Here is a 22982-nt window from a genome sequence, read left to right on the forward strand (position 1 = left end):
AAATGGTCGCAATGACTTAAACATTGTGACCATTCTTAAGTTATGACAGAAGAAGATTTTAAAATAGATAGATTTCACGAAAGGTACAACGGTAGCGTACCTTGGTGGTTTATTGCAGCTTGTTTAATCAGCTATAATTTTAAATCGTTCAGGCGTTTTATGATCTACATTTCTCATTATAGTTCTATTATTGACTTATGGGAAACTCCTTCCGAAAAAATTAAAAACGAGCAAATTATTGCTGGTTTCCAACCATTATTTCCTGAGCGTATTCCCAAAAAAATGCTCTACCAGATTACCGGACTTCACTCACGCACTACCTTCAATGAACGCTTTGCGATATACTTCAATGAGAACGATTTAGTAGGCCGTAGAAGTTTCACACTATTAGAAACCTATAAAATTTTAGAGTATTGGCAAGGAGAAGGAAAATGGGGCCGAATGCAAGCGGCAAAAAAAGAAATGCTCGCTGAAGTACTTCACAACAAAAATTATGAACGAACCGGTGAAGAATTTAAAATGGCTCTGGGAAAGGAAGGTTATCAGCCCAACTTGATTAGTCCTAAAAAGATTAAGAAACTCATAAAACATATAGACCTAACTGAAGAAAACCAGATTGAAGATCTTATCGGCTATCAAGAGCTTCAAACTGGTCTTATATGGATGTTTGGAATACTAATGGTTCATCAGTTTTTAAAACAAACCAAACAGTCCATCTCAATACCAAAAGATCCTCGCAAACCTATATCCTTTCAATCTCATACCGATACCTAAACACACTCGTCCTGGTCACACGATACTTACCAATAATCGTTTCCCAACCGAGCGCCACTTTCACGCCCAGATCACGAAAGGTAGATCTTCCAATATTTTCCGTGCGACCCATTTTTACCAGTTCATTAATGATATCCTCATCGGTGGGTTTTTTCTTGAGTTTTGGTACTGGCGTGTCTTCCATCACTTTTTCAAATGCAACTTGCTTTTCTTTGAGCTCTTCAGTAATCTCATTGTGTTCCAGCTGATCTGCATATTCTTCATCGATGTCTTCTAGGATTTCCAGATCCAGAGCTTCTAGCTCATCGATGAGCGCATCTTTATCACAAACAGATACCTTGTCAAGCAAGGCGTGCATACGGTCAAAGATTTCTATTTTCTCTTGAATTGGCTGTAGCAATAGCTTTGTAGCAAGTCCGTTGCGTTTTAGGAAAATTTGGTGTTCTATCTTTTTCATAATTAGGCAGGTATTGAGATGAGTTCTTGTTTTTCGGTTAGGGCACCTTCTATGATATTAGAGAGCGCTGCGGTGGCGAGCGATGTGGCGATGATGATGCCGGTAGTTTTGAGCAACTCTGCTCCTTTGGGAACTTGTAGCTTAAACTTCTCATTTTCTGAGTTCTTTCCCAGATTATAGTAAATGAGTGCCTCGGCAAAACCTATGGCAAGACCTGCGCCTGTGATAATCAGTACTTTTTTATTCATAGTTAGTTTTTAGCATTTTCTTCCATCTTGTCAAACTTCTCTTTGATGGCGTCGAGACCTTTTTCGGTAGTGACCGTATTCATTTTGTAGGCATTCATAATACCACGATGTGCACGCAGTAACACACGTTCTGCTTCCTTTTGTACCGAAACATTTTCTTTAAGTTTTACTGGAATCAAATTAGCTATAGAAATAAAATGACCTTTGATTTTGGTGTGACGCATCGGTTTGGGTTTCTTAGGCTCGTTCTTGCGTTTCTCCTCATTAAACTTGCGGATTTTTGCCCGACACAGCTTAATGTCACTCGTCATTTTATCCAGCTCCTTTTTGACCGTTTTAGACGGTGCTTTCTTTTTGGCAGGCTTTTGTTCTTTTACAATGGCATCTGGCGCAAGGCGCTCTACCATTGAGAATACCTTTTCTATATTCTCCTTGGCGATTTCTTCAAAGGCTTTTTTGTCTGAAGTCTCTTCATAATCGGCAAGTAGCTCTTTAACTGCGGTTTGCAAGGCATCTGGTTGTACGGCGCTCAGCTTGAGCTTTTGTAATTTTTCTATGGTCATAGTGTGGTTTTAGGCGGCAATTAATAATTCGAGTTCCAGTAGCGATAAGGCTCTGGCACGTTCTTTTTCCTGTATGCGTATGGTTTCTTTAGAAGATGCGGTCTTTTTGTTGGCGGCTTTCTTTGGCTTTCGTTTTACATCGTTGTTTTTATGCTCCACGCCAAATTCTTCAAAACGCCCCAAATCTTCTTTGCTCTCAATCAGCGCTTCGGTTTCAGAGTTTCGGTCTATACCGTACACTTCTTTATCGGCTTTAAAGCGTTTTTTTGCTTCAGTTTTTGATAACAATTTCCATTGAAAACCATCACTCATCGTGTAGATTTCTCCAGTGTTTGATTTTTCATCGGGATGTAGCATTTCAAATAAAAGCTCGTCTGCTTCCTGCGCTTTCAGATCACTTTTTGTAAAGTTATCTGACGCCTGTTTTATGACTTCCCAGGCTTTTACGGGATCTAATTCGCTGCCCGTGAGTGCCACGATTTCATCCTGATTCTTTATGGACAGCGCCTTCAGTTCGGCTTTGGAAATATCTTTGGTTTTATACATATCTATAATTTATGATCTATGGCATATAATTGATGGTAAAGCGGTTCTAGCGACCAGACAAATTCGTTTGCTTCTTCTTGATCTGCATAATGCACAGAACATAGTTGCGGTGTCCCATCGGTCTGAAAACATTCGTAACGGTACTGCTGTATTGGATTATCTTCATTAGAAATATCAATACTCGTCCATCGCAGTATTAATGCGTTTTTACGCTTTCGCGAAAGCATAATTTCAAAATCTCTACATTGCTCAGCACAGGCTTTATTAATGGCAATGGCTCTATCCATTATCGAATCAATCACGGTCTGTTTGAGTACATTTTTATCCATTAGACAGCGAATTGGGTTTTATAATTTTCTATGATTTGGGTCACTTCTTTAACGGCGGTTTCCATCGCGTAACTTTGTTCAAAAACGAAGCCTTTTGAGTTGATCGCTTTCGCGAAAGCGGTACCCATTTGCGCAGTAATACTGCCGAGACCAGATGGAATGGTCAAGCCAAAATAGTTGCTCAACGCCACCAAACTCTTGAACCCACGAAACCGAAAATAACGCGGATCACTACTGATCAATAATAGCTGATTCTTATCCAGTTTATCCTGAAATCGCTTGACGCGCACGCAAGCCATCGCCACCTGATTGCTAAATGACGTGCCCAACATCACGTTAACCTCTACCGAAATGCCACGCAGTTCCAGAAACTCCACAAGTTCTGCACAGGCAAGGCCTACATAAAGCAGCTGATCGCCCTGCACATTTGCATTTGCGCCAGCCATAATATAAAGTTGCATTGCAGGATAGGACATCTGTTTATCCTGAAAATAGGCATAGACCGTTTTTACCGATGTGTTGATACTGTGGTTGTCGAGCTCAATATTCATCTGGCTCACGGCGGTATTCACAGGTGTTCTGGTATCTACGGGAAAGTTTTTAAACATCGCCATTGCGGCACGCTCAAATGAAAACACGCCCAGACCTCGATCATTATAAGCCATTTTAGGTTTGGGCAATACAGCATCTTCTAAATATTCCAAATACTTTGCAAGCTTATCTTTTATTTGTGGCTGAATCTTTCGCACGAGTTCCATTCCTGAAAATGTGCGGTGCTCATTGAGTTCTTCAATATTCTTGGGCGTGGGATTGCCATACCAGTCGGTACCAGAATTTAAGTTTTGGATAGTGCTTTGCACCACATTATTCCACCGTGAGGCGTTTGTCTTGCTAAGTTGCTGTATCTCGTGATCTACAAACGCATTAAAGGCAAACACACTATCAAACAAGAGATAATTGTATTTGCCACTGCTACTCTGGGCGGTATGTTTCTGCGGTCGACTCACTTAATTCTTTTAAAAATAGAATTAGTGGTGTGAGTTGTTTGGGGATGGGATTGTAGTTTGGGACAATTGTCTATATATTTAAGTATTTGCTTAAATACGTAATTAATTATATATTTGCCCGTCTAAAGCAATAATATGAAACTAAAAATATCTTGCACACGAGCTGAAGCTGACCACAAGCAGCTGCAAAACTGTAGAACTACTATTGATGGTATGGCTAATGATTTTGATAAAATAACAAAACTACTGTCCATTTCCGGTAATGAGGTTCGTTTGAAAATTCTATTCCTCTTAAACATGGAAAAAGAACTGTGCCCTTGTGATTTATCCGACATTTTAGGTATGAGTGTTCCCGCGGTTTCACAGCATATACGAAAAATGAAAGATGCAGATATTATAAGCTCAAGGCGAGAAGGGCAAACCTTGTACTATTCATTGAACGAAGATGAGACGGATATTCTGGATAGTATTTTTAAGTCAATTAAATTAAAAAGAAAAACAGCATAAATTTTTAATAATGAGTACCGTAAAAACATCAAAAAATGCAGCTTATACAGGTTTGTTTGCTGCTGTAGCCGCATCATCTTGTTGCATACCACCAGTGATTGCATTAATTGCCGGCGTTGGGGGAAGTGCATCCGCTTTATCTTGGATGGAACCCTTTAGACCCTATTTAATTGGTATCGCTGTCGTAGCAATTGGTTATGCGTGGTATGATTATCTAAAACCGAAAAAAGCAGAGGATTGTTGTGAAGTGGATGCGAAGCCAAAGTGGTTTCAAACTAAAGGTTTTTTAATAGGTATTACGCTTTTTGCGGCTATATCAATAAGTTTTCCATATTACGCTCACATCTTTTATCCGGATAATAAAAAAGAAGTGGTTGTAGTCAATCAATCCAATATCCATACGGTAAATTTTGATATAAAAGGGATGACCTGTGCAAGTTGCGAAGAGCACGTCAACCACGAAGTAAACAAGCTCAACGGAATTATAAACTCAAAAGCATCCTACGAAAATGGGAATGCCATCATTGAATTTGACCAAACCAAAACAAATGATACGGAAATTGAGAAGGCAATTAACTCCACAGGCTATAAGGTAACCGACAAAAAACAAATCAATTAGTATGAAAGAATACGATGTATTCATCATTGGTTCGGGAATGGCAGGAATGACCATCGCCAATAAGTGCGCCTTAAAAGGCCTGAAAGTCGGAATCACAGATGATCTACCGTATGGTGGCACTTGTGCTTTGAGAGGTTGTGACCCAAAAAAAGTAATTATTGGCGCTACGGAAGTACGAGATTTTGCCAAAAGACTCAAAGGTAATGGCATCGATACCATACCTAAAATAAATTGGAAGGACATAATGGCCTTTAAACAAACCTTTGTGGATGAAATGCCACCAAAAATTGAAAAAGGATATAAAAAGAACGGAATAGATACCTTTCATAATTCAGCAAAGTTTCTGTCAGAAAACACATTAGAAGTTGGAAGCTACAAAGTAAAGGCTAACAAAATTGTAATCGCATCGGGTTCCAAGCCACGAGTTTTAGATTTTGAAGGTGGTCATTATGCCAAATCCAGTACCGATTTCTTGAATTTAGAAAAATTGCCAAAATCTTTATTGTTTATCGGTGGTGGCTATATCGCTTTTGAGTTCGCACATATAGCAGCTCGATGTGGAGCAGAAGTTACTATTGTTCATCGTGGAGAAAATCCCTTGGAAAATTTTGAACAGGATATTGTAAAATATCTTGTTTCAGCCACAGAAGAGTTGGGCATAAAACTTATTCTTAATACAGATGTTACCGCTATTGAGAAAATTGATGACCAGTATCGCGTAGAGGGTAAATACGCAGAGAAAACAGAATATTATGAAGCTGAAGCTGTTTTTAATTCAGCCGGACGACCACCTGCAATATTTGATCTGGATTTGGACAAAGCCAATATAACTTATACTAAAAAAGGTGTTACCGTTAACGAATATCTTCAAAGTACTTCAAACCCTCATATTTATGCATCGGGCGATGCGGCAGATTCGGAAGGTTTGCCATTAACGCCGGTTGCAGTCCTGGAAGGTCATACGGTTGCTTCAAATATAATTAAAGGCAATTCTAAAGAAGTACGTTATCCACCTATGCCAACGGTAGTTTTTACTTTGCCTACTATGGCATCTGTTGGCTATACTGAATCGAAAGCGAAAGAGCTAAATTACAATATTCGCGTAAATTTTAAGGAAGTTGGCAGTTGGTTTAATGCCAAAAGGTTGAATGTAAAAGAATATGCATTCAAAACTATCATTGACGAAGAAACTCAAACAATTTTGGGTGCGCATCTAATCGGACCACATACAGAAGAAACAATCAATCTTTTTGCAATGGCCATAAAAACAAAGATGAAAGTCAATGAGATTAGAACAATGATTTTCTCATATCCAACATTAGCTTCTGACATACCACATATGCTTTAATCAAAAATTGAATGGAAACTATATTAAAATCTGAAATTACCTGCCCGAACTGCGGACATAAAAAAGTAGAAGATATGCCAACAAACGCCTGTCAATTCTTTTACGAATGCGAGAACTGTAAAGAGGTTCTAAAACCAAATAAAGGGGATTGTTGCGTTTATTGCTCTTATGGGTCTGTACCTTGTCCACCGATACAGGAAAATAAAAGTTGTTGCTAAACTTACCCAATACGCCTCTTAAACTCCTTAATAAACTCCGCCTTCATCACGCTGCCTTTATACGAATTCAGAAATCCTTCCAGATTGACCTCAGTTTTGATATGCTCAGCTTTCTCACGGTTCATTGCGATAAAGTAGCTTTCTAGGGCATCTTTTAAAGTTTTTCCATTTGGCATCTTGCGGTAGGTTTTGCCAAATTCGTCCTTCATCCCTGTTTCTCGCTTCATTTCGAGTTCGTAAGCACGTTCTAAATTGAGCATTGTACGCAAAGTCATTATGTCTTCAGTATCATCATCGCCGGCTTCTTTTCCTTCATAGCGCAGTATTGCTTTACGAATATCGATACACATATTTACGACTGGCGCATACACCAGTTGTCGCTCTAAGGTCTCGTTAAAACCGATGCGGTAAATCGATCCACTAAAACGGTCTAGCAAAGACGCATCTTGTTTGTTATTCCCTACATAGTTTCCGCTTGCACCTTTTCCTATAACATTTCCTGTGGCAATACAACCAAAACCTCTATGCTTCACGATGGGCTCATTCTGTCCATTAAAAATAATGGCATCTTCACGGGCACTTTTGGCTAACGCATCATTAAGCAATCCTGCGGTATTGGCATCGAGCTTGGGCATTTCATCCAGAATCAAAATCTTTCCATCACGCCAGGCTTCAATGAGTGCTCCTTCTTTGTAACCAGAAATTGTCTGTCCACCTTTAATGTCAATTGGCGAAGTCCATTGATTACAATTCACAATGGTAAAAGGCAGTTCCTTCCCATCATTTTCTGATCTGCCATTAATAGCATAAGCTACTTTTTCGCCCAATGTTGTTTTTCCTGTTCCTGCACTACCTACCAAGTAAGGATTATTGCCTACACTCAAATCGTCCATAATTTTCATAAACTGCGGGATCTGCTGTACTTCTGGTATATCTAATTTTCTTTGGGTCATTTGTTTTTGCTCTTTTTAAAAAGTTGATCTGCGGCGGCGTTAGCTTCCTTTTTGGTAGAATAAATCGCTATGATAACTGTCGCATCCAAGCCACGCCTGAATTTGTTCTTAAGCTCTTGCATCGTCGTGGGCTTTCCACTAAAAATTCCTTTACGGGAATTGTAATACGGGCTATAGACGATGTACATCTTGTTGGGATTTATTTTCATCTATGCCTGTGCGATTTGTAATTGGTTAATCATTTCATCAATAGCTGAAATCTGGGCAATCGTATCTTCAAAAAACATACGTCCCAAGTCTTGATACGTATAATCTCCAAACACAAACTCGGCATTTCCATCTTCGTGTGGATGATTGAGAATAAAGTAACCCAAGCTTTCAATAGCATCGTGCAATGGCAGTCTGCGAGCATCGCTTACAATGTTGTTGAAGTCATCTTTTAATCCAGAGGCAAGCGTTTCCGTTTTCCAGATTTGGTACGGCTCTTCCACATTCTTAAACACGGGAATAAGCGAGTAATTGAATTTCTCTTTATCTGATAATGGGCGGTTGTAAATGACCAGTCCGTATTCATATTGCGAACTCGGTTCTTCATAGCTCACAAATCCAGTCGTAGGATTACTGCCCTGGCCATAAGCACGTCCTAATCGATATTTATAACTGCCAGAAGTAGATTTGGTCTTTGATTTCCACTCGGCTTCATTTTCAATTTCCCAATCTTCCAGTTCACGTGCGTGACCTAGAAACTGCACGCCAAATGCATCCAGCCGATTCAAAAACAATTGCAGCTTTTCCAGATGCAGGGCTGCGGTCATATCTCCAGCATTTTGCACAAAATCTGGCAACTCATCCTGTGATTGACCATCTGCTCGTTTCAAGAACGACCGTAGTTTCTCATCAATAATCGCAGGATAGAGATCTCTTTTATCCAGGTACAATTGAAAATAGTTTTCACTAATACGCTTTACGCGAAAGTTGAGCTTGTGATCTGCAAAAAAGTCATCTATGTCCAGTTTTCTAATAATGTTGAACGCTTCAGAAATAGGTAATACTGCCGAATTTGCTTCGCCATCCTTACCAAAATCTCGATGCAACAAGATGCCGTTCTTGATGGTTCCTTCTTTTGTATTGTACTTAATGAGCTTGTTTTGAGTACCTATCTGATTAGAAGCACCTACAATATTCTCCGTAAGGATATGACGACGTTCTCGTTTTGAAGATGCTTTTTTGATGAGTTCATTCCATTCCAGATTAACCATTTGCACATCAGCTTCAGAGATATCTCGACTTTCTGTAAAAATCTGTGAGATAAAACTCTGTTCTGCTGGTTGTAAGCTGTAGGTCAAAATCTTTCTTGAATCTGTCACTCCAAACTTGAGACTGATGTTACTTAAGGTGTATGGGTTCTTTCCAGATTTACCGATGCTCACACCTAAAAAGATGCCCCAAGATGGTGTGATAGTAGTTCCGATAAAAGGAACTCGTACCACATCGCCTATATTCCACATCGTGATGTATCTGATGATAGAGCGCTTAGTATTTTCCAAACCAGCAACATAGGTCGCAAGCTGTGATGTTTTTGCGTGGACGATCTCTTCTAGCTTCGTCCAGTCGGACTGTATGCGCTCGTTTTCTTTTTCGGTCTTGCCACTACCACGTTGCGGTAAATTGTCCCGATCTTCTTTCAGTCTATTGATGACATCCAGCTTTTTCGCTTTGCGTTCTTCAATAAGCAATGGATATTTTTCATTGATGGCATCTACCATTTTCATACGCACCTGAACAGGTTTTTGACCATCCAGTGCATCTGTGATGCGCTTGTCAATATCTTGTTTGGTAAATGGTCGTTTCAGATTATTGACGATGGTAATATCACGCACGGTATCTTTCCCGAAAGGTGTAGCGCCACCTTGACCTTTCTGGAACAAAAAACGCTTTTTAGTTTCTGCATCGAGTGGCAAGAATTCGGTTTCAAGATCATAGGTACCTTGCTGTTTTTCCAGTTTTATCTGATGGTCATATCGTTCTAACAAATCATCATACAAGGCATCTTGCTCTTCTACCTTGAGTAAGCCCGCACGTCCAGTCAGTTGTCGCACCGCACCATCTTTAAACCCATTGCGCTCATATCGTATGTTTCCGGTTTTATCAGTTTTCTTTTGATAAGTAGGATAACCGAGCTGCTCCATCATTTCCTGATTCTCATCTACCCAATTCCACGCTGCGATATCGCCATATTTATTTAGAAAATCTGCGCTCTTTAGAGTTTCATCATTGGTTTTCTGTGAGCCTGTGGTATTAGCATCCAGCGATTTCAATTTTGCCTTGAGCATAGTCATCAGTCGTTTTTCCGTAGGAATGTCACTTGTGATGTAATAGTATTCGGGCAACACCACTTGACCAGTACGATTGATACGACCACGTTTCTGAACTTCGGTATTGATATCCAATTCAAACTGATGCACAATCATCGCTCGCTGGCGTTGATCCTTAAAATCTTTACTGGCGTGAGCAGAAGATCCTGTACTACCACTTTGGTTAATGAGCAGCACATCATAATCGCCACTATTGAACATTCTGAAAGAACGTTCGGTATTACTACGAAAAGCCTGTACAACCGCTTCATCACCATCCATCGCAATACGCTGATTACGGCCTGTAACTTCGGCAACTTTAAAGTACATATCGGTGTGACCGCCTAAATGTTTTGGTTTTTTCTGGGTTTCAATCAAGTGTATTAATTCATCAATGGGCGAAATGGATAATCCAGAACTCTCAAGAACCATTCGGCTCTTGATATCTTTATATCGCTCAATACCTTTCTGTGGTAATTCTTCGAGTTCTATACGTTCTCTGGTTTTTGAGCCATCGATTGCGGTATAATTGTAGTTGAAAATACCGTCGAGACCACGTACTAGCGTACGTACAAAATCCATTTGCTCGTTAGGGATTACATCACCACTAACCAGATTCATTTCCTTTAAAAAAGCACCCATCGTGGATTTGAATGCGATGACCACTTTCTTGTCTTCCTTCAGTAATTTGACGGTGTGATTTACCACATCCTTTACTTTCAAGGCAAATAACATCTGATCAACGATATTGAAGACTCTTGAGAAGTAAGGCGATTGCTTTACGCCAAGACTTCTGGGTTTAGATGACATATGCTCGCCCTGCGCTTTCGCGGAAGCGTGAATATCTGCCAGCAATGGTGCCACAAATTCCTGTTCAAATTGTACCACTTCATTCATCAACGATATGATACTGTTCACACTCGCACGGCTTTTACTGCGTTGTGGCTCTGCATCCAGCGTGATGTAATCTACGTTGATGCCTTCATTAGACCGCTGTCTCCTGATGAGTTGCCCACTTTCTGAAAGATTAGACGCTACGATTTCCTGAAGCGCCAAACCGCCACTTGTCATCGAGCGTACAAAACTTGCATCGGTAAGACCAGTCTCAGTTATGGCAGTTTTCTTTGCGTAAAACGGCATTACTTCTGGATATTTGGCAAAGGTGGCGCTCAAAAAACAGCACGCCTTTGTCTGCGGAAGTACTTCGCGCATCCAGGTACCAATGATGGAATCAAAGCCACCGGCCATATGCGACTCGTCAAGAATGAAAATGACTTTCCTGTATTTCTTGCTGCCTTCCAGACCGTTGTTGACCATACTTTCAAGCCACAATCGTTTGTAAGGATGCGCCGACTGAACCTGTGAATAGGTACAGAAAATCATATCGTAGCCTACTGGTAAATGGTCGAGTGTTTCTGTGATTGTTATAAACGGTACTTTATCTGGATCTGGTAGATTCTTGCCTATCTTTTTGTGCCACTCAATAGACTCTGGACTTTCTGTGGGAAACTCTTTTTCGGTAGTGATAAGTTCGTATTGCGCCTTGCTGTTCATTGGGCTAAAAACCACTTTTCCGTCTGCATCCTTCACTTTGGCATCGGTATCTGTGTTGACAATAAAAGGTCGGATATTGTCAAAACCGATGGCTTTGAGATCCCGATACATATCTGTAAACAGATCGGGCTTTTTTGTAAAGAAAACGGGAAGAAAGCCCTGCATAACTGCGTGTCGTATCACCGCAGCAGCTTGCCTGCCTTTCCCAATTCCCGTTTGATCTGCTATAATAATACCTTGCTCATTCTCAAATTGCTTGAGATAAAGACCTACGGCATCTACCTGTTCTGCACCCAAGCCTTTCCACATAGCATTAGTAGATTCATACTTGAGCTGATTGCGCACGTAATTATCAATATTACCTTTATCCTTAACAATGCGATTTAAAGACTTCTGAACTTCAAAAGCCATATTGCGTGGTATGAGCGTGTTCATTTTATATGGTGCCTGTGACTTAGACACGTAGGGAACTAATGCCGCTTCCTGCGTAGCAAGTTTTGCAACTTCATCAGCGTTCTGGCTGAATTCTGCTTCTTTGATATCGAGTTCTTCGTTATTCATTTTTGAAAAGGGCTAATGCTTCCAAATAGCTGCGAAGCGTGGTTTCTGAATACAATTGCACGGCTTCTTCCTTATCCATACCACCGTACATAATAGAACTGGTGGGCAGACTGTCATCCATCTTGTCCCAACTTTCTTTGAGCGTCCAGAGTGCGGTCTGCATCTTATCGGTTTCCAATAGAAAACTGGCGATTTCATCGGTGGTGTTGCCTTCATTGTAAACCACTTCCAGATATTCTTCTATGAGTGCAATGGGATTTTCGCCCATTCCTCGTGCTTGCTCGATGAGTTCGTGCAACTGAATAAAAATGCCAGCTTCGTGATCTTCAAAACGCTCAAATTTTGATGGATTGGAAACCATAAATAGGCGTGCCTTGACATCACCAGACATCAATTGGTTATTATAAAACATCATTGGGTTCTTGCTTTTTTGAGTTGGGATATGAGAGTATTTAGATTGGGTTTGATGTGTTGGCTTACACGTTTCCAGAGATCGAAGAAACTTTCTACCATCGTGTCCAGCTCTGGAGCTTTGGTACGGTCTGGCGCTACTCCAGATGGTTTAGACTTTCGACCACCTATGAGTATGAGCATTGTTTTGGTCACAGCGCCTTGCTTGTTGTAGAGCTTGTAGCTGTTCATATTGATGATATCATCCACCTGATAATGACGGTACAACCAGTTAAAGAAAGGTCGGTACTTTGCAAAGAGCCCATCTTCGCCAAAATAGACGTGACCCATTATGATAATAGCTGCTTTGCCATCATCTTTCATCGTGTGCAAAGCGAGTCCTGCCATCAAATGTTCCAGACGAATATGGTTGGCAATCCCACGATGTTTATTAAAGTATTTATTGGCAATACGTTCTTTATCAAACTTTGATGCTTCCCATTTTGCAAAAGGTGGATTGGTTACAATCACGTCGTGAACCTTGGTCATTACTTCTGGAAAAGGCTCGGCGGCGTTGTTATTGGTAATGCGCCCAAAACCTTGATATTCCAGCGATTTCTTTCGGCTGTTGTCAATCTCGTTGACGTGCGTAATTCGCGGATTTGCACCTACCAGCAATAAGCCATTACCTGCGCTTGGTTCAAAAATGAACTCGGCATCTTTCATCTGTGTGTATTCTGCCACGATTGCACCTATGGGACAAGGCGTTGAGTATTGCTTGTAGAGTTCCTTACTACTGTCTGAATACGCATACGTAGGTTGTATCTGACTCCAAAAAAAGTCCATTTTTCGCAATCGGCTTTCAAATGGAATCGGTTCTTTATAGAGCATTTTGTACCACAAGAGCCAACTCAATTCTACTGCTTCCCAGAGCGCACCGATGTTTGGCGCACCTGTTTCATCCTTTAAGGCTTCGACTTTCTTTTTTGATAGACGTTCCGCTTTCGCGAAAGCGATATGCATCACAGCCACAACACGATCTATGTAATCGTTTTTGGACTTCGATTTTGTAGAACTTTGTTTTTTAGGAAGTGATTTAGGCGCAGGATTAGGTTTGTTCTGATCATCTAAATAAGCCTGAAGAGTAGCTTTTGAACGTTCTAAACGGTTCATCTGCCATTGCATTTCGCTGAAAGCTTCCTTCGAATTTTTGTCCGTTTTGGGTTTGCCCGTTTTGGGATTTACGTAGTCCAAATGATCTTCTACCAACTGCAAAAGCATATCATTTATGATTTCAATGCCTTTTTGAGGATCTGCCACGGGACGAGAATGCTCCACCACAGACCACCATTTATGACTGTCGTTTTCAATGTCGATTTCTGCGCCCAAAGGCGAGACACTTCTATATCCCGTATGGATATTTACATAGGGATAATCCAAGTCTGTTGGGTAACCGATGGCTGAGAAAGCTTCCGGACCACGATTTTCCCACTCCTGTAACAGTGCTGAACGATTCACTTTTACGCCATAATCTTTAGGATGTGGCATTTGCGAAAGCTGAAAAAGCTCCAGACCAGAAACTTGATTGAGATTCTCGTCTGTGATTTTATAAAGTTGGGGAAACTTAAATTTTAAGAAATTGCCATCGCCTATGGTCAAACTTCCAGATTGAAAAGGTTCACCAGCGTGCACGGGCACAAGCACATTAGGAACTATATGATCCCGACTAAAAATATCTTTTGATACCGCCAGCGCTTCGATCTTGATTTTTTTTAAGGGAATGAGTTCCAACTTCAGTGACTGATATAACCGATTGACTTGCATCAACGCCATCGCTCGGTCGCCAATTTCCAGGTCGTACACCCAATCCTTAAAGTTTTGCAAGGCTTTTAAGAGATGGTTTCTAAAATGAATCTCGCTCCACTGCTCTGAGGCATCTTCGAGGTCGCTTATAGTTGTAGAGATAATCGTTTCTGGTTCGTCGTTCACTTCTTCGGTCTGCTCGTTGAGTTTTTCAATAACTTCTTTTAAAATCGACCGTGTAGAAAGGTTACGTTCTGCATCCGTTTGATAACCAGAATCATCTTCTTCTTTTGGTGCTATTTCTTTAGGAACTTCCTTATTTTCTATTTCTCCTTTCTTAGCAACTAGCTCATCTTTTGAAGGTACTTCCTTAGCGACTTCCAATTCTGTACGTTCACTTTCTAAAGCGACCATACCATCTATCACGTTCCCATCTCTAAACAGGACGCGCGACTTTCTCTTATAGTTGCGAGGATGTACTTCTATATGCTTGAGTGCATCGCCATATTTACGCATCGCAAAGCGACTTGCAATCTCATAGGCTACTTTCTTGTAGGAATCAAATACAACGAAATGTTCCTGCTCAGCTTTTTGCTGTCCCTTAAGGAAGATCGTTACATAGGAAAACTGACCAGAGTCGATGTTTTCTAAGGACGACTCAAAAGATGGATGGATTAACACCTGTTTCCAATCGCCATCTCTGCCAAATTCCTTTTCCAGCTCTTCCGTATAGCGACAGTAGGCAGGATGATTGTCCACATACCATTTGGTAGGATCTGACAGCGTTTCCTTAAAACCAAGCTCCTTCAAATGAAATGCTAGTTCTTTAGGAAGCACTTCGCTAAAATGAAGCTCAATGCCTTTTTTCTGTTTGTTGAGTGTACTGGTTAACTGCATTTGCGATCCCAAAATTTGCTAGTCGCTTAGGGACTAGTTTGTGGTGTGACTTGGGATAAATATAGATTTCGCTTTCGCGAAAGTGGCGTCACGCAAAGGGATTGCGGTACGTCGAAGCGTGATGCTTATAGGTCAATAGACATTAAACCCTAGCGAGAGCTAGGGTTTTGAATTTATAGGTTGTATAAATTAATATTGGCTTGTTCGGTACGCAACATCATCTTAATAAAATCAAGATGATGTTGAAAACTTAAATCTTCAAACAGCTTGTAAATGATTAAATTAGTACAACATTTTAAATACAATATTATGGGAATCAAGACAGGTCCAAAAAGAATTGCAAAGTCAACTGGCAAACCAGATAGACGTCAGCGAGATAATAAAAAGACCGGTGGGAACACACCGTCATTAAAACCGCATAAGCATAAGAAAGGAGATTAAATTCTTCCAAAATAAACTTGCCTAAATAAACAAATCCTGAAACAACTGTAACTGCCTACTGGTAAAGTGCTGTTCCATCCAGATGGACTTGAGCGCGTTTTTGCCCATCTGCTCACGAAGAGCTTTATCCTTTACTAATCGTAAGATGGACTTTACCCAATCGTCAGAAGTTTCGGCAAGCAGTCCTGTTTCTCCTTCCTTAAGAACTTGCTTAGCCGGATGATAAACAGAGGCTATTGCCGGAATACCATAAACTGCGCACTCTAATAGCGTAGTGTAAGGTTCGCATTGAGAAAAGCGGTTCTTTTCACTTGGTAATAGAACTATATCTAGTGCCAAATCATTCAATGTTTTAAAGTGATTTTCAAAAGCGACGGGCTTATGATATTCTACGGCTAATCCTTTAAGAACCAGCTCGCCTTGAATGTCTTGTCCGTTCCAACCGTAGCATACAAATTGAACTCCTTCCTTAAGGACTTCTTTCGTTTTTGCAACTAGTTCCTTAAGGACTAGCAAATCTGACAACTGACTTTTACTACCTAAAACACCAATCCGAATGATTTGAGAGTCATTCCTTTTCAACGGTGGTATCTCTTCATAACCCAGTCGTGACACTAAAGATGGCAATTGCACTACGTGTGTGGTGTGATTGGGAAAGTTTTGTAACAACAATTTTTTGTAAAAGTTGGATAGTGGTTTTGTTGCAGTTGTTACAATATCCATTGAAATCATATTAGATAACAACTGCTCTTTATCTCGAGTACCAATCTTGCGTGACATTGTGTGACTTTGTGGAATAGCGGTGTAATTCTTATCCACATCCATTACCAATTGCACATCTGGACGCAAGACGCGTATAGCTTTGATAAAAAAATCCACATCTGAGAATATAACTGGAAAGATGATGTAATCTGCCCAATATAAAAGTTGTTCATCAATCAAGTTTTCATAATCTTCAAAACGTTTATTAAAGTCAAAAGTCTCAATCTTAGTGATTATGGCGGTATGTGACGCAGTTTTGTTCAACTCTAATGCTGGTGTTATTGCTCGATAATATCCTGTGGCATCCAAGCAGGGTGAAACATAAAGTAAATGAATGGTATCATCATTTTCTTTACAATTTGGATATTTCCGACGGAAAGAAGTTTCGGTCTTTAATCGTTTCTGAAGTTCTAAAATGGTTCTCATATCAGTTGATTTCGGCATTAATATTCATCTCGTTTCCTTCGTAAAATTTGGCAATGCGTTGTCCTGTCGCTTTATCGTAAATCTCAATAGTACCGGCTAAGGGACCGTATTCTTTTATCTTTTTGCGAAAGCGAATTAAACCTGTTTCCCGGCTTTTCGTTTTAGACAGTTTATGTCTCCAATCTATAGAGTACATTGTGCGTACGTTACCGTCTTTAAACCAGACGATCATCTTGGTTTCTGAGTCCTGGCCTAGTTTCCAGCCTTTTTTCTTTTGTTGCATTATTTGAAATATTTAATGAGTGATAAGAGTGATATTTCCTTGATATAGTTTTCTTTATGAAAAGCCTTGACCGTGACGACACCTTGCTTGACGTTGAGCCAAATCTGTACATCTTGGTCACAGATATGATTTGCCGTAGCAAATTCCTTGAGATACTTTTTGATACTGAAGGCAATTTTGTTACGCACATTGGGCAACGCTGCAATGCTGTCTTCTAAGAAGAAATAAGCGAGTTCGTCTGTTGGTATTTCTTTCATCAGCACATCTTGATCATACAGATAAGAAAGTACTTTGTGCTGTTCTTGATAAATACGCAGGTACAAGCGCTCGACAGGGATCTGTTGCCAGGTTGCAATATGCTCGGTGTAGCTTATGATGTTTAGAGAAATTTTCTTCTCATAACCAAAGACATCGATAGATATCTCGGCAATCGCTCCCTTGAGTTTATTGGTCAAGGCAACGTTTTTCTTTTTGAAAATACGTTTCATTCGTTAAGTATTGGTGTATAAAAATCGTTGTGTAGATGGGTTGAGTACACTTGCGTGAAAGTGTTGCAAGAGTTCAGGTTGACCGAGTTTGCCTATTCTCGTCTCACATTGCCTGAAAAGTGCCAATCTAGGTTTTTGCTTTGCAGTATCCTTTTTCTCATTGTTCAAAAACCTGCGGATCTGTGAAGCGACAATGAGTTTTAACTGCACTTCAAGCTGTCTCTTCTTGTGATCCTGCCACCATTTTTTGGTGCCAGCAAACCCTGTTTTGTTTTTGGAATCAAAATATTGATGTGGCAATTGTACAAATCTGTTTTGAGGATCTTTGGCAAGATATTTCCGCACGAGTTCGATGCGATCTACATAGCATTGATGAACGTTTGCCAGATGTTTGTCAGGTACTGGATCGTACCATTTCCAGAGCAGTTCTTTTCCGATTTTGACCTGGGATTCAGTGAGATAGGTGTCTTGGTAGAGCACATTTCGCGAAAGCGTCCAAAGCGCATTCACATACACAGAAAGGGAAGCGGAACGAGCCGAATCTCGTGGCAAATTTTCGGCGCCAGTTTGATTTGTGGCTCGCATCCGCGCATTTTCCCCTGCATCATTGGAATTTTTGGGGCATTTTTTCCCTGTGTATCCTGTAAAAGTGTTGCTAGAAGCGTTGCGTGACGTTGTTTCTTTTGTGAGCGGTAGCGAATTCCTTTTATTCCCGAATAGCTTGGCTCGACTTGAGTTATCAACGCCTATTATTAAATTATTTATGTAACCATTGTTACTAGAGTCTGTATGACGACAAGTTGTCGTAGGAATATTTTTAACCGATTGATTGTGTGTAGATTGTAATTTCTGTGAATCCTGCTGGATTTTAGGCTTATCCACAGGTTTTAAACCAGTTGCTAACAGGATTTTTGGCTCGACCCAAAGGTCATATCCTGAGTTGGTACCGTGCCATTTTTTATTGATAATGATGCCTGCATCTATGAGTCGTTTTAAGTGACGCTGGATGGTTCTGGGACTGGCGTTGCCCATTTTAGCCAACTGTAGATTGTTGGTTTTTAAGGGTGGTAAATTTTTAAGATCAAGTGTTGTGACATTGCTCGCTTTCAGTAAAGAAAGTCCGTAAATCTTAATGATGTCCTTTGCAGTTGAGGCTATTGCCTGTCGTATGCGGTTAGAAAGTTGATCTGTATTCTGGTTGTGTTCTTTAATGTGATAATCCAATGCTTTAAAGGCGATGGAATAATTAACTATGCTCATTTTTAGGACTGTTATGAAACAGCAAAGTGTGTGCTTTGTCTATCTCACTAGTCGGATTGTGGTGCTTTTTTAGCATCTCTATTTCTTCCTTGATTTTTTTTATAAGGTTCAGGAAACCTTCATCTGGGCTATTTTCGGCAAATTTCATAAGATGAGATCTGCATTATAACTTCATCGATGTTTGCGACTTTAAAGGCAGGTTCTCTGTGAGGACTTTTCCCTTTTTACTATTGCGCAATGTTTTCTCGTGCTTAGATTCTAAAAGTGTGAGACAGGCTTCATAAATGAGCTCTTCGCTGGACGGCCTGATCTCTTTCCTATTAAAAAATTTAGATACCGTAGGTCTGGATTTTCCAGATTCTTGAGCTACAAGCGCAATGGGGTTATCAAAGTACTTGTGCATTTTTTTCGTAATGGCCTTAATTTCATCGGGTTGATACATTCTTATAAAGTTTATGTGATTCGTTTGACAATTCAGTGTAAAAGTTTTGTAAATTTGGCAACAATTTAACGTCATTTTTACATTTATATCGCCAAATATATGTATAAACGTTGCTTAATAAACTACAAAAAGAGATAATAATTTTATCACCCCTGAATTGAATGAATGAGAAAAAAGAGCGCAAACGACAAGAAGTAATTGATAATGAAAGACATAATATGAAGCAGAATCCAGATTACGATACTATAGATTTAAAATTTATCGAGGCCATAGACGAGGTATTGGAAAAGAATGATGAGCTCGGATTAAAACCAAGCAATGATAGTAGCCTCGGGAAACTGATTTATCCTTCTAACCGAAGCATCATCTCTTCAGTAAGAAGTAGGGCAAAACATATTCCGCATCTTGCGTTGATCAATTTTGCAAAGCTCTTTGACGTAGATATGAACTATTTCTATTCTGATAGATCCTTGAGTTACATTCCACGAGTGACTACTGTAAACAACAATCAAGATTATTCCATCAAGAAAACTGGTAAGGGCTCATTTGTTGCGCACGCTGGAAATGGCACAATAGGCGACATTAAAAACGTGGCAAAGGAAATTGTAACAAATAACAACACGAGCTTAAACCCATCGGCCGAAACTGTTATCAATAACTTCATACAGCAAATAGATGAAGCCTGCATTCCGGATTTTTATAGAATACTCAATGCCATACGTGATGAAACGGGAAGTACAATAGAAGAACTAAAGTTTCATCTGAAGAAGAAATCCAAAAGGCTTGACAAGCTAAACAAGCGCCACCACAAAGAACTCAAGGCTGTCAATCTGAAGCTTGTAGAAACCAATGAAAGGTTGATTAAAGCACAAGAAAATGAAAAAGCGACTATGGAGAAATACATATCAGTTCTTGAAAAGAAATAAAACGTCCTTGTTTCGTAACGTTTATAAGTTTATGTTTGTATTGTAAAAATTAAATCTTGAAAAAAGAACACACAGATTATTCAAATTTATTGCGACTTCTCAATGAGAAGGAATATGCAAATAAGTACATCGTAAATGCTGAGAGGCGTATGATTACACACTGGCAGGATATTGGACTTTTTCAGGACAAACGCAATACTTCGGCAGGATGGAACAAGTTTAGCCTCATCGATATCCTTTGGATGGGCATCATCATCGAGTATCGCAATCTGGGCTTTCCCAACGAAAAGATCAAACCTGTTAGGCAATTTCTGTTTGAAGAAACTAAGATTGATAATTTGAAAGTCAGTAAGCTGGAATATGCGACTATTCAGGTACTCGCTTTCGCGAAAGCGTTATATCTCATAACCGATATAGCAGGTAACATTTATCTGGCAGATGATTATGAATATGTTAAGCTTTTGCAACAAGGTAAAGTAACCAATCATATCGTATTAAACCTTAATCAAGTCGTCAAAGAAAATATATCTGTACTCTTTTCTGAACCAAATTTTAATGCCTTTGCTGGTCTTAATAAAGACGAAATTCAAGTGATGCTCATCTTGAGAAGTGAGTCGTACCAATCTGTCCAAGTGACCAAAAAGAATGGCGAGATAGATATGATTGAAGGTACGGAGCGCATTAGTGAGAAAGACAGAATTATTGATATTTTGAAACAGCACGAGTACCAGAATATCGAAATAAAACAAGCAAACGGAAAAGTGGTTTTGATAAGCCGTACCGTGAAACAAAAAGCAAAATAGATACCCTATTTGCCATTCAAATGTACTTGTAATCCCATAACGGAAGCTAGTTTGAACAAATTAATATGAAAACGTGATAAGCATCGATTGAACTAAATGCAATGAGCTCAGAGAGCCATCTCAAATCCCACCAATGCTATGACTATAAGATAGAATAGCATTCACGGAATGAACAATGCAATCGATAAATGTAAAAAAAGAAGACAATAAGGAAGTATCTAAAAGTAAAATGTCTGTAGAAAGGCTCAAGTCATTTAAAGGCTTTGAGAATGTGAGCGAAGATGAGGCAGATAAAATAATTAAGAATCTTGAACAATTTGCAGAAATATTGTGCAAGCAAGTTCAACAAAACGTATCCTAATGAAAGACCTATCCATCTTTAATCAATTTGCCAGAACAGACGACAGCAAGTCTCTAAGACAAGCAGGAAACGCCGTCATATACACCAGAGTTTCTACAAAAGAACAGGCAGATAACAATGCTAGTTTAGACACACAATTAAAATACTGCGAGCAACTAGCTCAGAAGAAAGGACTTGATGTGGTTGAGTATTTTGGTGGGACGTATGAGTCGGCAAAAAGTGATGAACGCAAGCACTTCCAGAAGATGCTCAACTTTGTTAAACGCAGGAAAGACATAGGCTATATCATCGTCTATTCTTATGATCGCTTTTCGAGAACTGGAGCCAATGGAGCGTATATAAGTGATCAACTCAAGAGGCAGGGAATCGTCACAATTTCTGCGACACAAGAGGTAGATACTTCTACGAGTGCAGGATCTTTTCAGCAGAACCTTTATTATATGTTCTCTCAATTTGATAATGAGTTGAGAAGGGATAAGTCCGTTTCTGGAATGCAAGAAAAATTACGTAGAGGAGATTGGACAGGCGCTTGGCCATACGGCTACACAAATACCAATCCGGGCAAGGGTAAAAAACCCAATTTTGTAATCAACGACAAAGGGAAACTTCTCAAAAAAGCTTTTGAGTGGAAAGCAATGTCAAACACCTCACACGTTGAGATATCTAAAAAACTCAAAAGAAAAGGATTAGAGCTATCTGCCAAAAAGCTTAGCGACTATTTTAGAAATCCCTTTTACTGCGGATTGATGGTAAATAAATTGATACCTGGAGAAGTGATACAAGGCAATCACGAACCTATGATTAGTCGTGAGATGTTCTTAAAAATCCACAATCTTCTCAACTCTCGCGAAGAAGGAAGAAAGTACAACCTAGATGATGAAAACCTACCACTAAAAATGTTTATCAAATCAACAGAATGTGGAACACCCTATACTGGATATGTAGTTAAGAAGAAAGGACTGTACTATTATAAAAATAGAAGATCAGGTAGTAGAGAAAACAGAAGTGCGAAAAAGCTACACAGCTCGTTTATGGCACTCTTAGAAAACTACACACTGGCTGATCCAAAATACATCGAACCTCTCAAAGAGATCATCGAGCAAACCTTTATCGATTTAAACAAGGAACAAATTGACGAAGCAAAGGTGCTAAACACGCAAGCTACAGAACTGGATGTTAAACTGGATAGATTAGAAGAGCGTTACGTATTTGAAGAAATAACAAAAGTGCAATACGATAAGTTCAAGTCCAAACTAGAGTCAGAAAAGAACAAAATAACCGAGTTAGTTTCAAACTCAGGATTTAATAGTTCGAACCTTAAAAAATCGATAGACAAAGCATTAAATTTAGCCTTGAACCTCCCGTCATTGTGGCAATCTGGTAATATCGAAGTCAAGCGTTCTTTGCAATTTATGCTCTTTCCAGAAGGAATAGGGTATGACTTCAAAAACGACCGACTTCGAACTTTTAGAGTAAACTCGATATTCAGCGCAATCGCCTCTATTTCAGATAACTTAGAAGGAAATAAAAACGGGACTTTTCAAAATAATTTTGAAAAATCCCGTTTAGTGACCTCGAAGGGATTCGAACCCCCAACCCTCAGAGCCGAAATCTGATGCGCTATCCAGTTGCGCCACGAGGCCATTTTATCCCCGCGAACCT

At 39.7% G+C, this 22982-nt stretch carries 26 protein-coding genes and 1 tRNA gene; 10 read left to right on the forward strand and 17 right to left on the reverse strand.

Annotated features, from left to right (window positions below):
• Positions 1-42: 42 nt before the first annotated feature.
• Positions 43-774 carry a hypothetical protein gene (locus ACFO3O_RS02800; protein ID WP_379976993.1) on the forward strand — a complete coding sequence of 244 codons (732 nt, stop codon included), beginning with the start codon at positions 43-45 and terminating at the stop codon, positions 772-774.
• Here ACFO3O_RS02800 and ACFO3O_RS02805 read toward each other — a convergent pair.
• Genes ACFO3O_RS02805 through ACFO3O_RS02830 form a run of 6 tightly spaced genes read right to left on the reverse strand, consistent with a single transcriptional unit; the run spans position 743 to position 3867 of the window.
• The gene (locus tag ACFO3O_RS02805) at positions 743-1174 is read right to left on the reverse strand and encodes a hypothetical protein (protein WP_379976994.1); all 432 of its coding nucleotides are present in this window, start codon (positions 1172-1174) and stop codon (positions 743-745) included. The two genes, ACFO3O_RS02800 and ACFO3O_RS02805, sit on opposite strands and share 32 nt — an antisense overlap.
• Positions 1175-1233: 59 nt before the next feature.
• Positions 1234-1479: a hypothetical protein gene (locus tag ACFO3O_RS02810; RefSeq protein WP_379976995.1), complete on the reverse strand. Its 246-nt coding sequence runs from the start codon at positions 1477-1479 to the stop codon at positions 1234-1236.
• 2 nt (positions 1480-1481) lie between these two features.
• A complete protein-coding gene (locus tag ACFO3O_RS02815; protein WP_379976996.1) occupies positions 1482-2042 on the reverse strand; it encodes a hypothetical protein in 561 nt (186 codons plus the stop codon).
• Positions 2043-2051: 9 nt separating this feature from the next.
• Positions 2052-2588, reverse strand: a complete 537-nt coding sequence (locus tag ACFO3O_RS02820; protein WP_379976997.1) for a hypothetical protein — start codon at positions 2586-2588, stop codon at positions 2052-2054.
• 2 nt (positions 2589-2590) lie between these two features.
• Positions 2591-2917: a hypothetical protein gene (locus ACFO3O_RS02825; protein WP_379976998.1), complete on the reverse strand. Its 327-nt coding sequence runs from the start codon at positions 2915-2917 to the stop codon at positions 2591-2593.
• Positions 2917-3867, reverse strand: coding sequence for a DUF7192 family protein (locus ACFO3O_RS02830; RefSeq protein ID WP_379976999.1), 951 nt, complete (start codon positions 3865-3867; stop codon positions 2917-2919). The genes ACFO3O_RS02825 and ACFO3O_RS02830 overlap by 1 nt, the downstream gene beginning before the upstream one ends.
• 192 nt (positions 3868-4059) lie before the next feature.
• Here ACFO3O_RS02830 and ACFO3O_RS02835 point away from each other — a divergent pair, with 192 nt between their 5' ends.
• From ACFO3O_RS02835 to ACFO3O_RS02850, 4 genes are read left to right on the forward strand one after another with little or no spacing between them, the layout of a single operon-like run.
• The gene (locus ACFO3O_RS02835; protein WP_379977000.1) at positions 4060-4431 is read left to right on the forward strand and encodes an ArsR/SmtB family transcription factor; all 372 of its coding nucleotides are present in this window, start codon (positions 4060-4062) and stop codon (positions 4429-4431) included.
• A 10-nt stretch (positions 4432-4441) separates the two neighbouring features.
• Positions 4442-5050 (forward strand): mercuric transport protein MerTP, encoded by a 609-nt coding sequence (merTP, locus tag ACFO3O_RS02840; protein WP_144665754.1) that lies wholly within the window; start codon positions 4442-4444, stop codon positions 5048-5050.
• 1 nt (position 5051) lies between these two features.
• The gene (locus ACFO3O_RS02845) at positions 5052-6398 is read left to right on the forward strand and encodes a dihydrolipoyl dehydrogenase family protein (RefSeq protein WP_304015725.1); all 1347 of its coding nucleotides are present in this window, start codon (positions 5052-5054) and stop codon (positions 6396-6398) included.
• 11 nt (positions 6399-6409) lie between these two features.
• Positions 6410-6616 carry a GDCCVxC domain-containing (seleno)protein gene (locus ACFO3O_RS02850; protein WP_144665760.1) on the forward strand — a complete coding sequence of 69 codons (207 nt, stop codon included), beginning with the start codon at positions 6410-6412 and terminating at the stop codon, positions 6614-6616.
• Positions 6617-6618: 2 nt separating this feature from the next.
• Here the strand turns inward: ACFO3O_RS02850 and ACFO3O_RS02855 are convergent, their stop codons facing one another.
• From ACFO3O_RS02855 to ACFO3O_RS02875, 5 genes are all read right to left on the reverse strand, one after another.
• Entirely contained in the window at positions 6619-7569 is a 951-nt protein-coding gene (locus tag ACFO3O_RS02855; RefSeq protein ID WP_144665763.1) for an AAA family ATPase, read from the reverse strand.
• Positions 7566-7757 (reverse strand): hypothetical protein, encoded by a 192-nt coding sequence (locus ACFO3O_RS02860; protein WP_379977001.1) that lies wholly within the window; start codon positions 7755-7757, stop codon positions 7566-7568. Before ACFO3O_RS02860 ends, ACFO3O_RS02855 begins: the two co-directional genes overlap by 4 nt.
• A gap of 21 nt (positions 7758-7778) precedes the next feature.
• On the reverse strand, positions 7779-11939 hold the full coding sequence (locus tag ACFO3O_RS02865) for a strawberry notch C-terminal domain-containing protein (RefSeq protein ID WP_379977002.1): 4161 nt from the start codon (positions 11937-11939) through the stop codon (positions 7779-7781).
• A 91-nt stretch (positions 11940-12030) separates the two neighbouring features.
• On the reverse strand, positions 12031-12453 hold the full coding sequence (locus tag ACFO3O_RS02870) for a hypothetical protein (RefSeq protein ID WP_379977003.1): 423 nt from the start codon (positions 12451-12453) through the stop codon (positions 12031-12033).
• On the reverse strand, positions 12450-15128 hold the full coding sequence (locus tag ACFO3O_RS02875; RefSeq protein ID WP_379977004.1) for an N-6 DNA methylase: 2679 nt from the start codon (positions 15126-15128) through the stop codon (positions 12450-12452). Before ACFO3O_RS02875 ends, ACFO3O_RS02870 begins: the two co-directional genes overlap by 4 nt.
• A gap of 309 nt (positions 15129-15437) precedes the next feature.
• On the opposite strand from ACFO3O_RS02875, the gene ACFO3O_RS02880 reads away from it, so the two are divergent.
• Complete coding sequence (locus ACFO3O_RS02880) at positions 15438-15569, forward strand: hypothetical protein (protein ID WP_262885444.1); 132 nt, start codon at positions 15438-15440, stop codon at positions 15567-15569.
• A gap of 21 nt (positions 15570-15590) precedes the next feature.
• Here ACFO3O_RS02880 and ACFO3O_RS02885 read toward each other — a convergent pair whose 3' ends face one another.
• The 5 genes from ACFO3O_RS02885 to ACFO3O_RS02905 all read right to left on the reverse strand — a co-directional run bounded on the left by ACFO3O_RS02885 (position 15591) and on the right by ACFO3O_RS02905 (position 19191).
• On the reverse strand, positions 15591-16757 hold the full coding sequence (locus ACFO3O_RS02885) for a glycosyltransferase (RefSeq protein WP_379977005.1): 1167 nt from the start codon (positions 16755-16757) through the stop codon (positions 15591-15593).
• Position 16758: 1 nt separating this feature from the next.
• Complete coding sequence (locus ACFO3O_RS02890) at positions 16759-17040, reverse strand: hypothetical protein (protein ID WP_261374444.1); 282 nt, start codon at positions 17038-17040, stop codon at positions 16759-16761.
• Positions 17040-17528 carry a hypothetical protein gene (locus ACFO3O_RS02895; RefSeq protein ID WP_144665778.1) on the reverse strand — a complete coding sequence of 163 codons (489 nt, stop codon included), beginning with the start codon at positions 17526-17528 and terminating at the stop codon, positions 17040-17042. The genes ACFO3O_RS02890 and ACFO3O_RS02895 overlap by 1 nt, the downstream gene beginning before the upstream one ends.
• A gap of 3 nt (positions 17529-17531) precedes the next feature.
• The gene (locus tag ACFO3O_RS02900) at positions 17532-18788 is read right to left on the reverse strand and encodes a winged helix-turn-helix domain-containing protein (protein ID WP_327018792.1); all 1257 of its coding nucleotides are present in this window, start codon (positions 18786-18788) and stop codon (positions 17532-17534) included.
• Positions 18789-18951: 163 nt separating this feature from the next.
• Positions 18952-19191, reverse strand: a complete 240-nt coding sequence (locus ACFO3O_RS02905; RefSeq protein ID WP_144665785.1) for a hypothetical protein — start codon at positions 19189-19191, stop codon at positions 18952-18954.
• A gap of 200 nt (positions 19192-19391) precedes the next feature.
• Here ACFO3O_RS02905 and ACFO3O_RS02910 point away from each other — a divergent pair, with 200 nt between their 5' ends.
• From ACFO3O_RS02910 to ACFO3O_RS02925, 4 genes are all read left to right on the forward strand, one after another.
• Positions 19392-20156, forward strand: a complete 765-nt coding sequence (locus tag ACFO3O_RS02910; protein WP_144665787.1) for a hypothetical protein — start codon at positions 19392-19394, stop codon at positions 20154-20156.
• 56 nt (positions 20157-20212) lie between these two features.
• Complete coding sequence (locus ACFO3O_RS02915; RefSeq protein ID WP_261374445.1) at positions 20213-20959, forward strand: MerR family transcriptional regulator; 747 nt, start codon at positions 20213-20215, stop codon at positions 20957-20959.
• A 175-nt stretch (positions 20960-21134) separates the two neighbouring features.
• A complete protein-coding gene (locus tag ACFO3O_RS02920) occupies positions 21135-21320 on the forward strand; it encodes a hypothetical protein (RefSeq protein ID WP_144665789.1) in 186 nt (61 codons plus the stop codon).
• A complete protein-coding gene (locus ACFO3O_RS02925; protein ID WP_379977240.1) occupies positions 21320-22936 on the forward strand; it encodes a recombinase family protein in 1617 nt (538 codons plus the stop codon). The genes ACFO3O_RS02920 and ACFO3O_RS02925 overlap by 1 nt, the downstream gene beginning before the upstream one ends.
• Here the strand turns inward: ACFO3O_RS02925 and ACFO3O_RS02930 are convergent.
• Positions 22890-22963 (reverse strand) — tRNA-Arg (locus tag ACFO3O_RS02930). The genes ACFO3O_RS02925 and ACFO3O_RS02930 overlap by 47 nt on opposite strands.
• Between the last annotated feature and the right edge of the window lie 19 nt (positions 22964-22982).

This window comes from Dokdonia ponticola (genome assembly GCF_042653865.1).
In the GTDB taxonomy this organism is placed as follows: domain Bacteria; phylum Bacteroidota; class Bacteroidia; order Flavobacteriales; family Flavobacteriaceae; genus Dokdonia; species Dokdonia ponticola.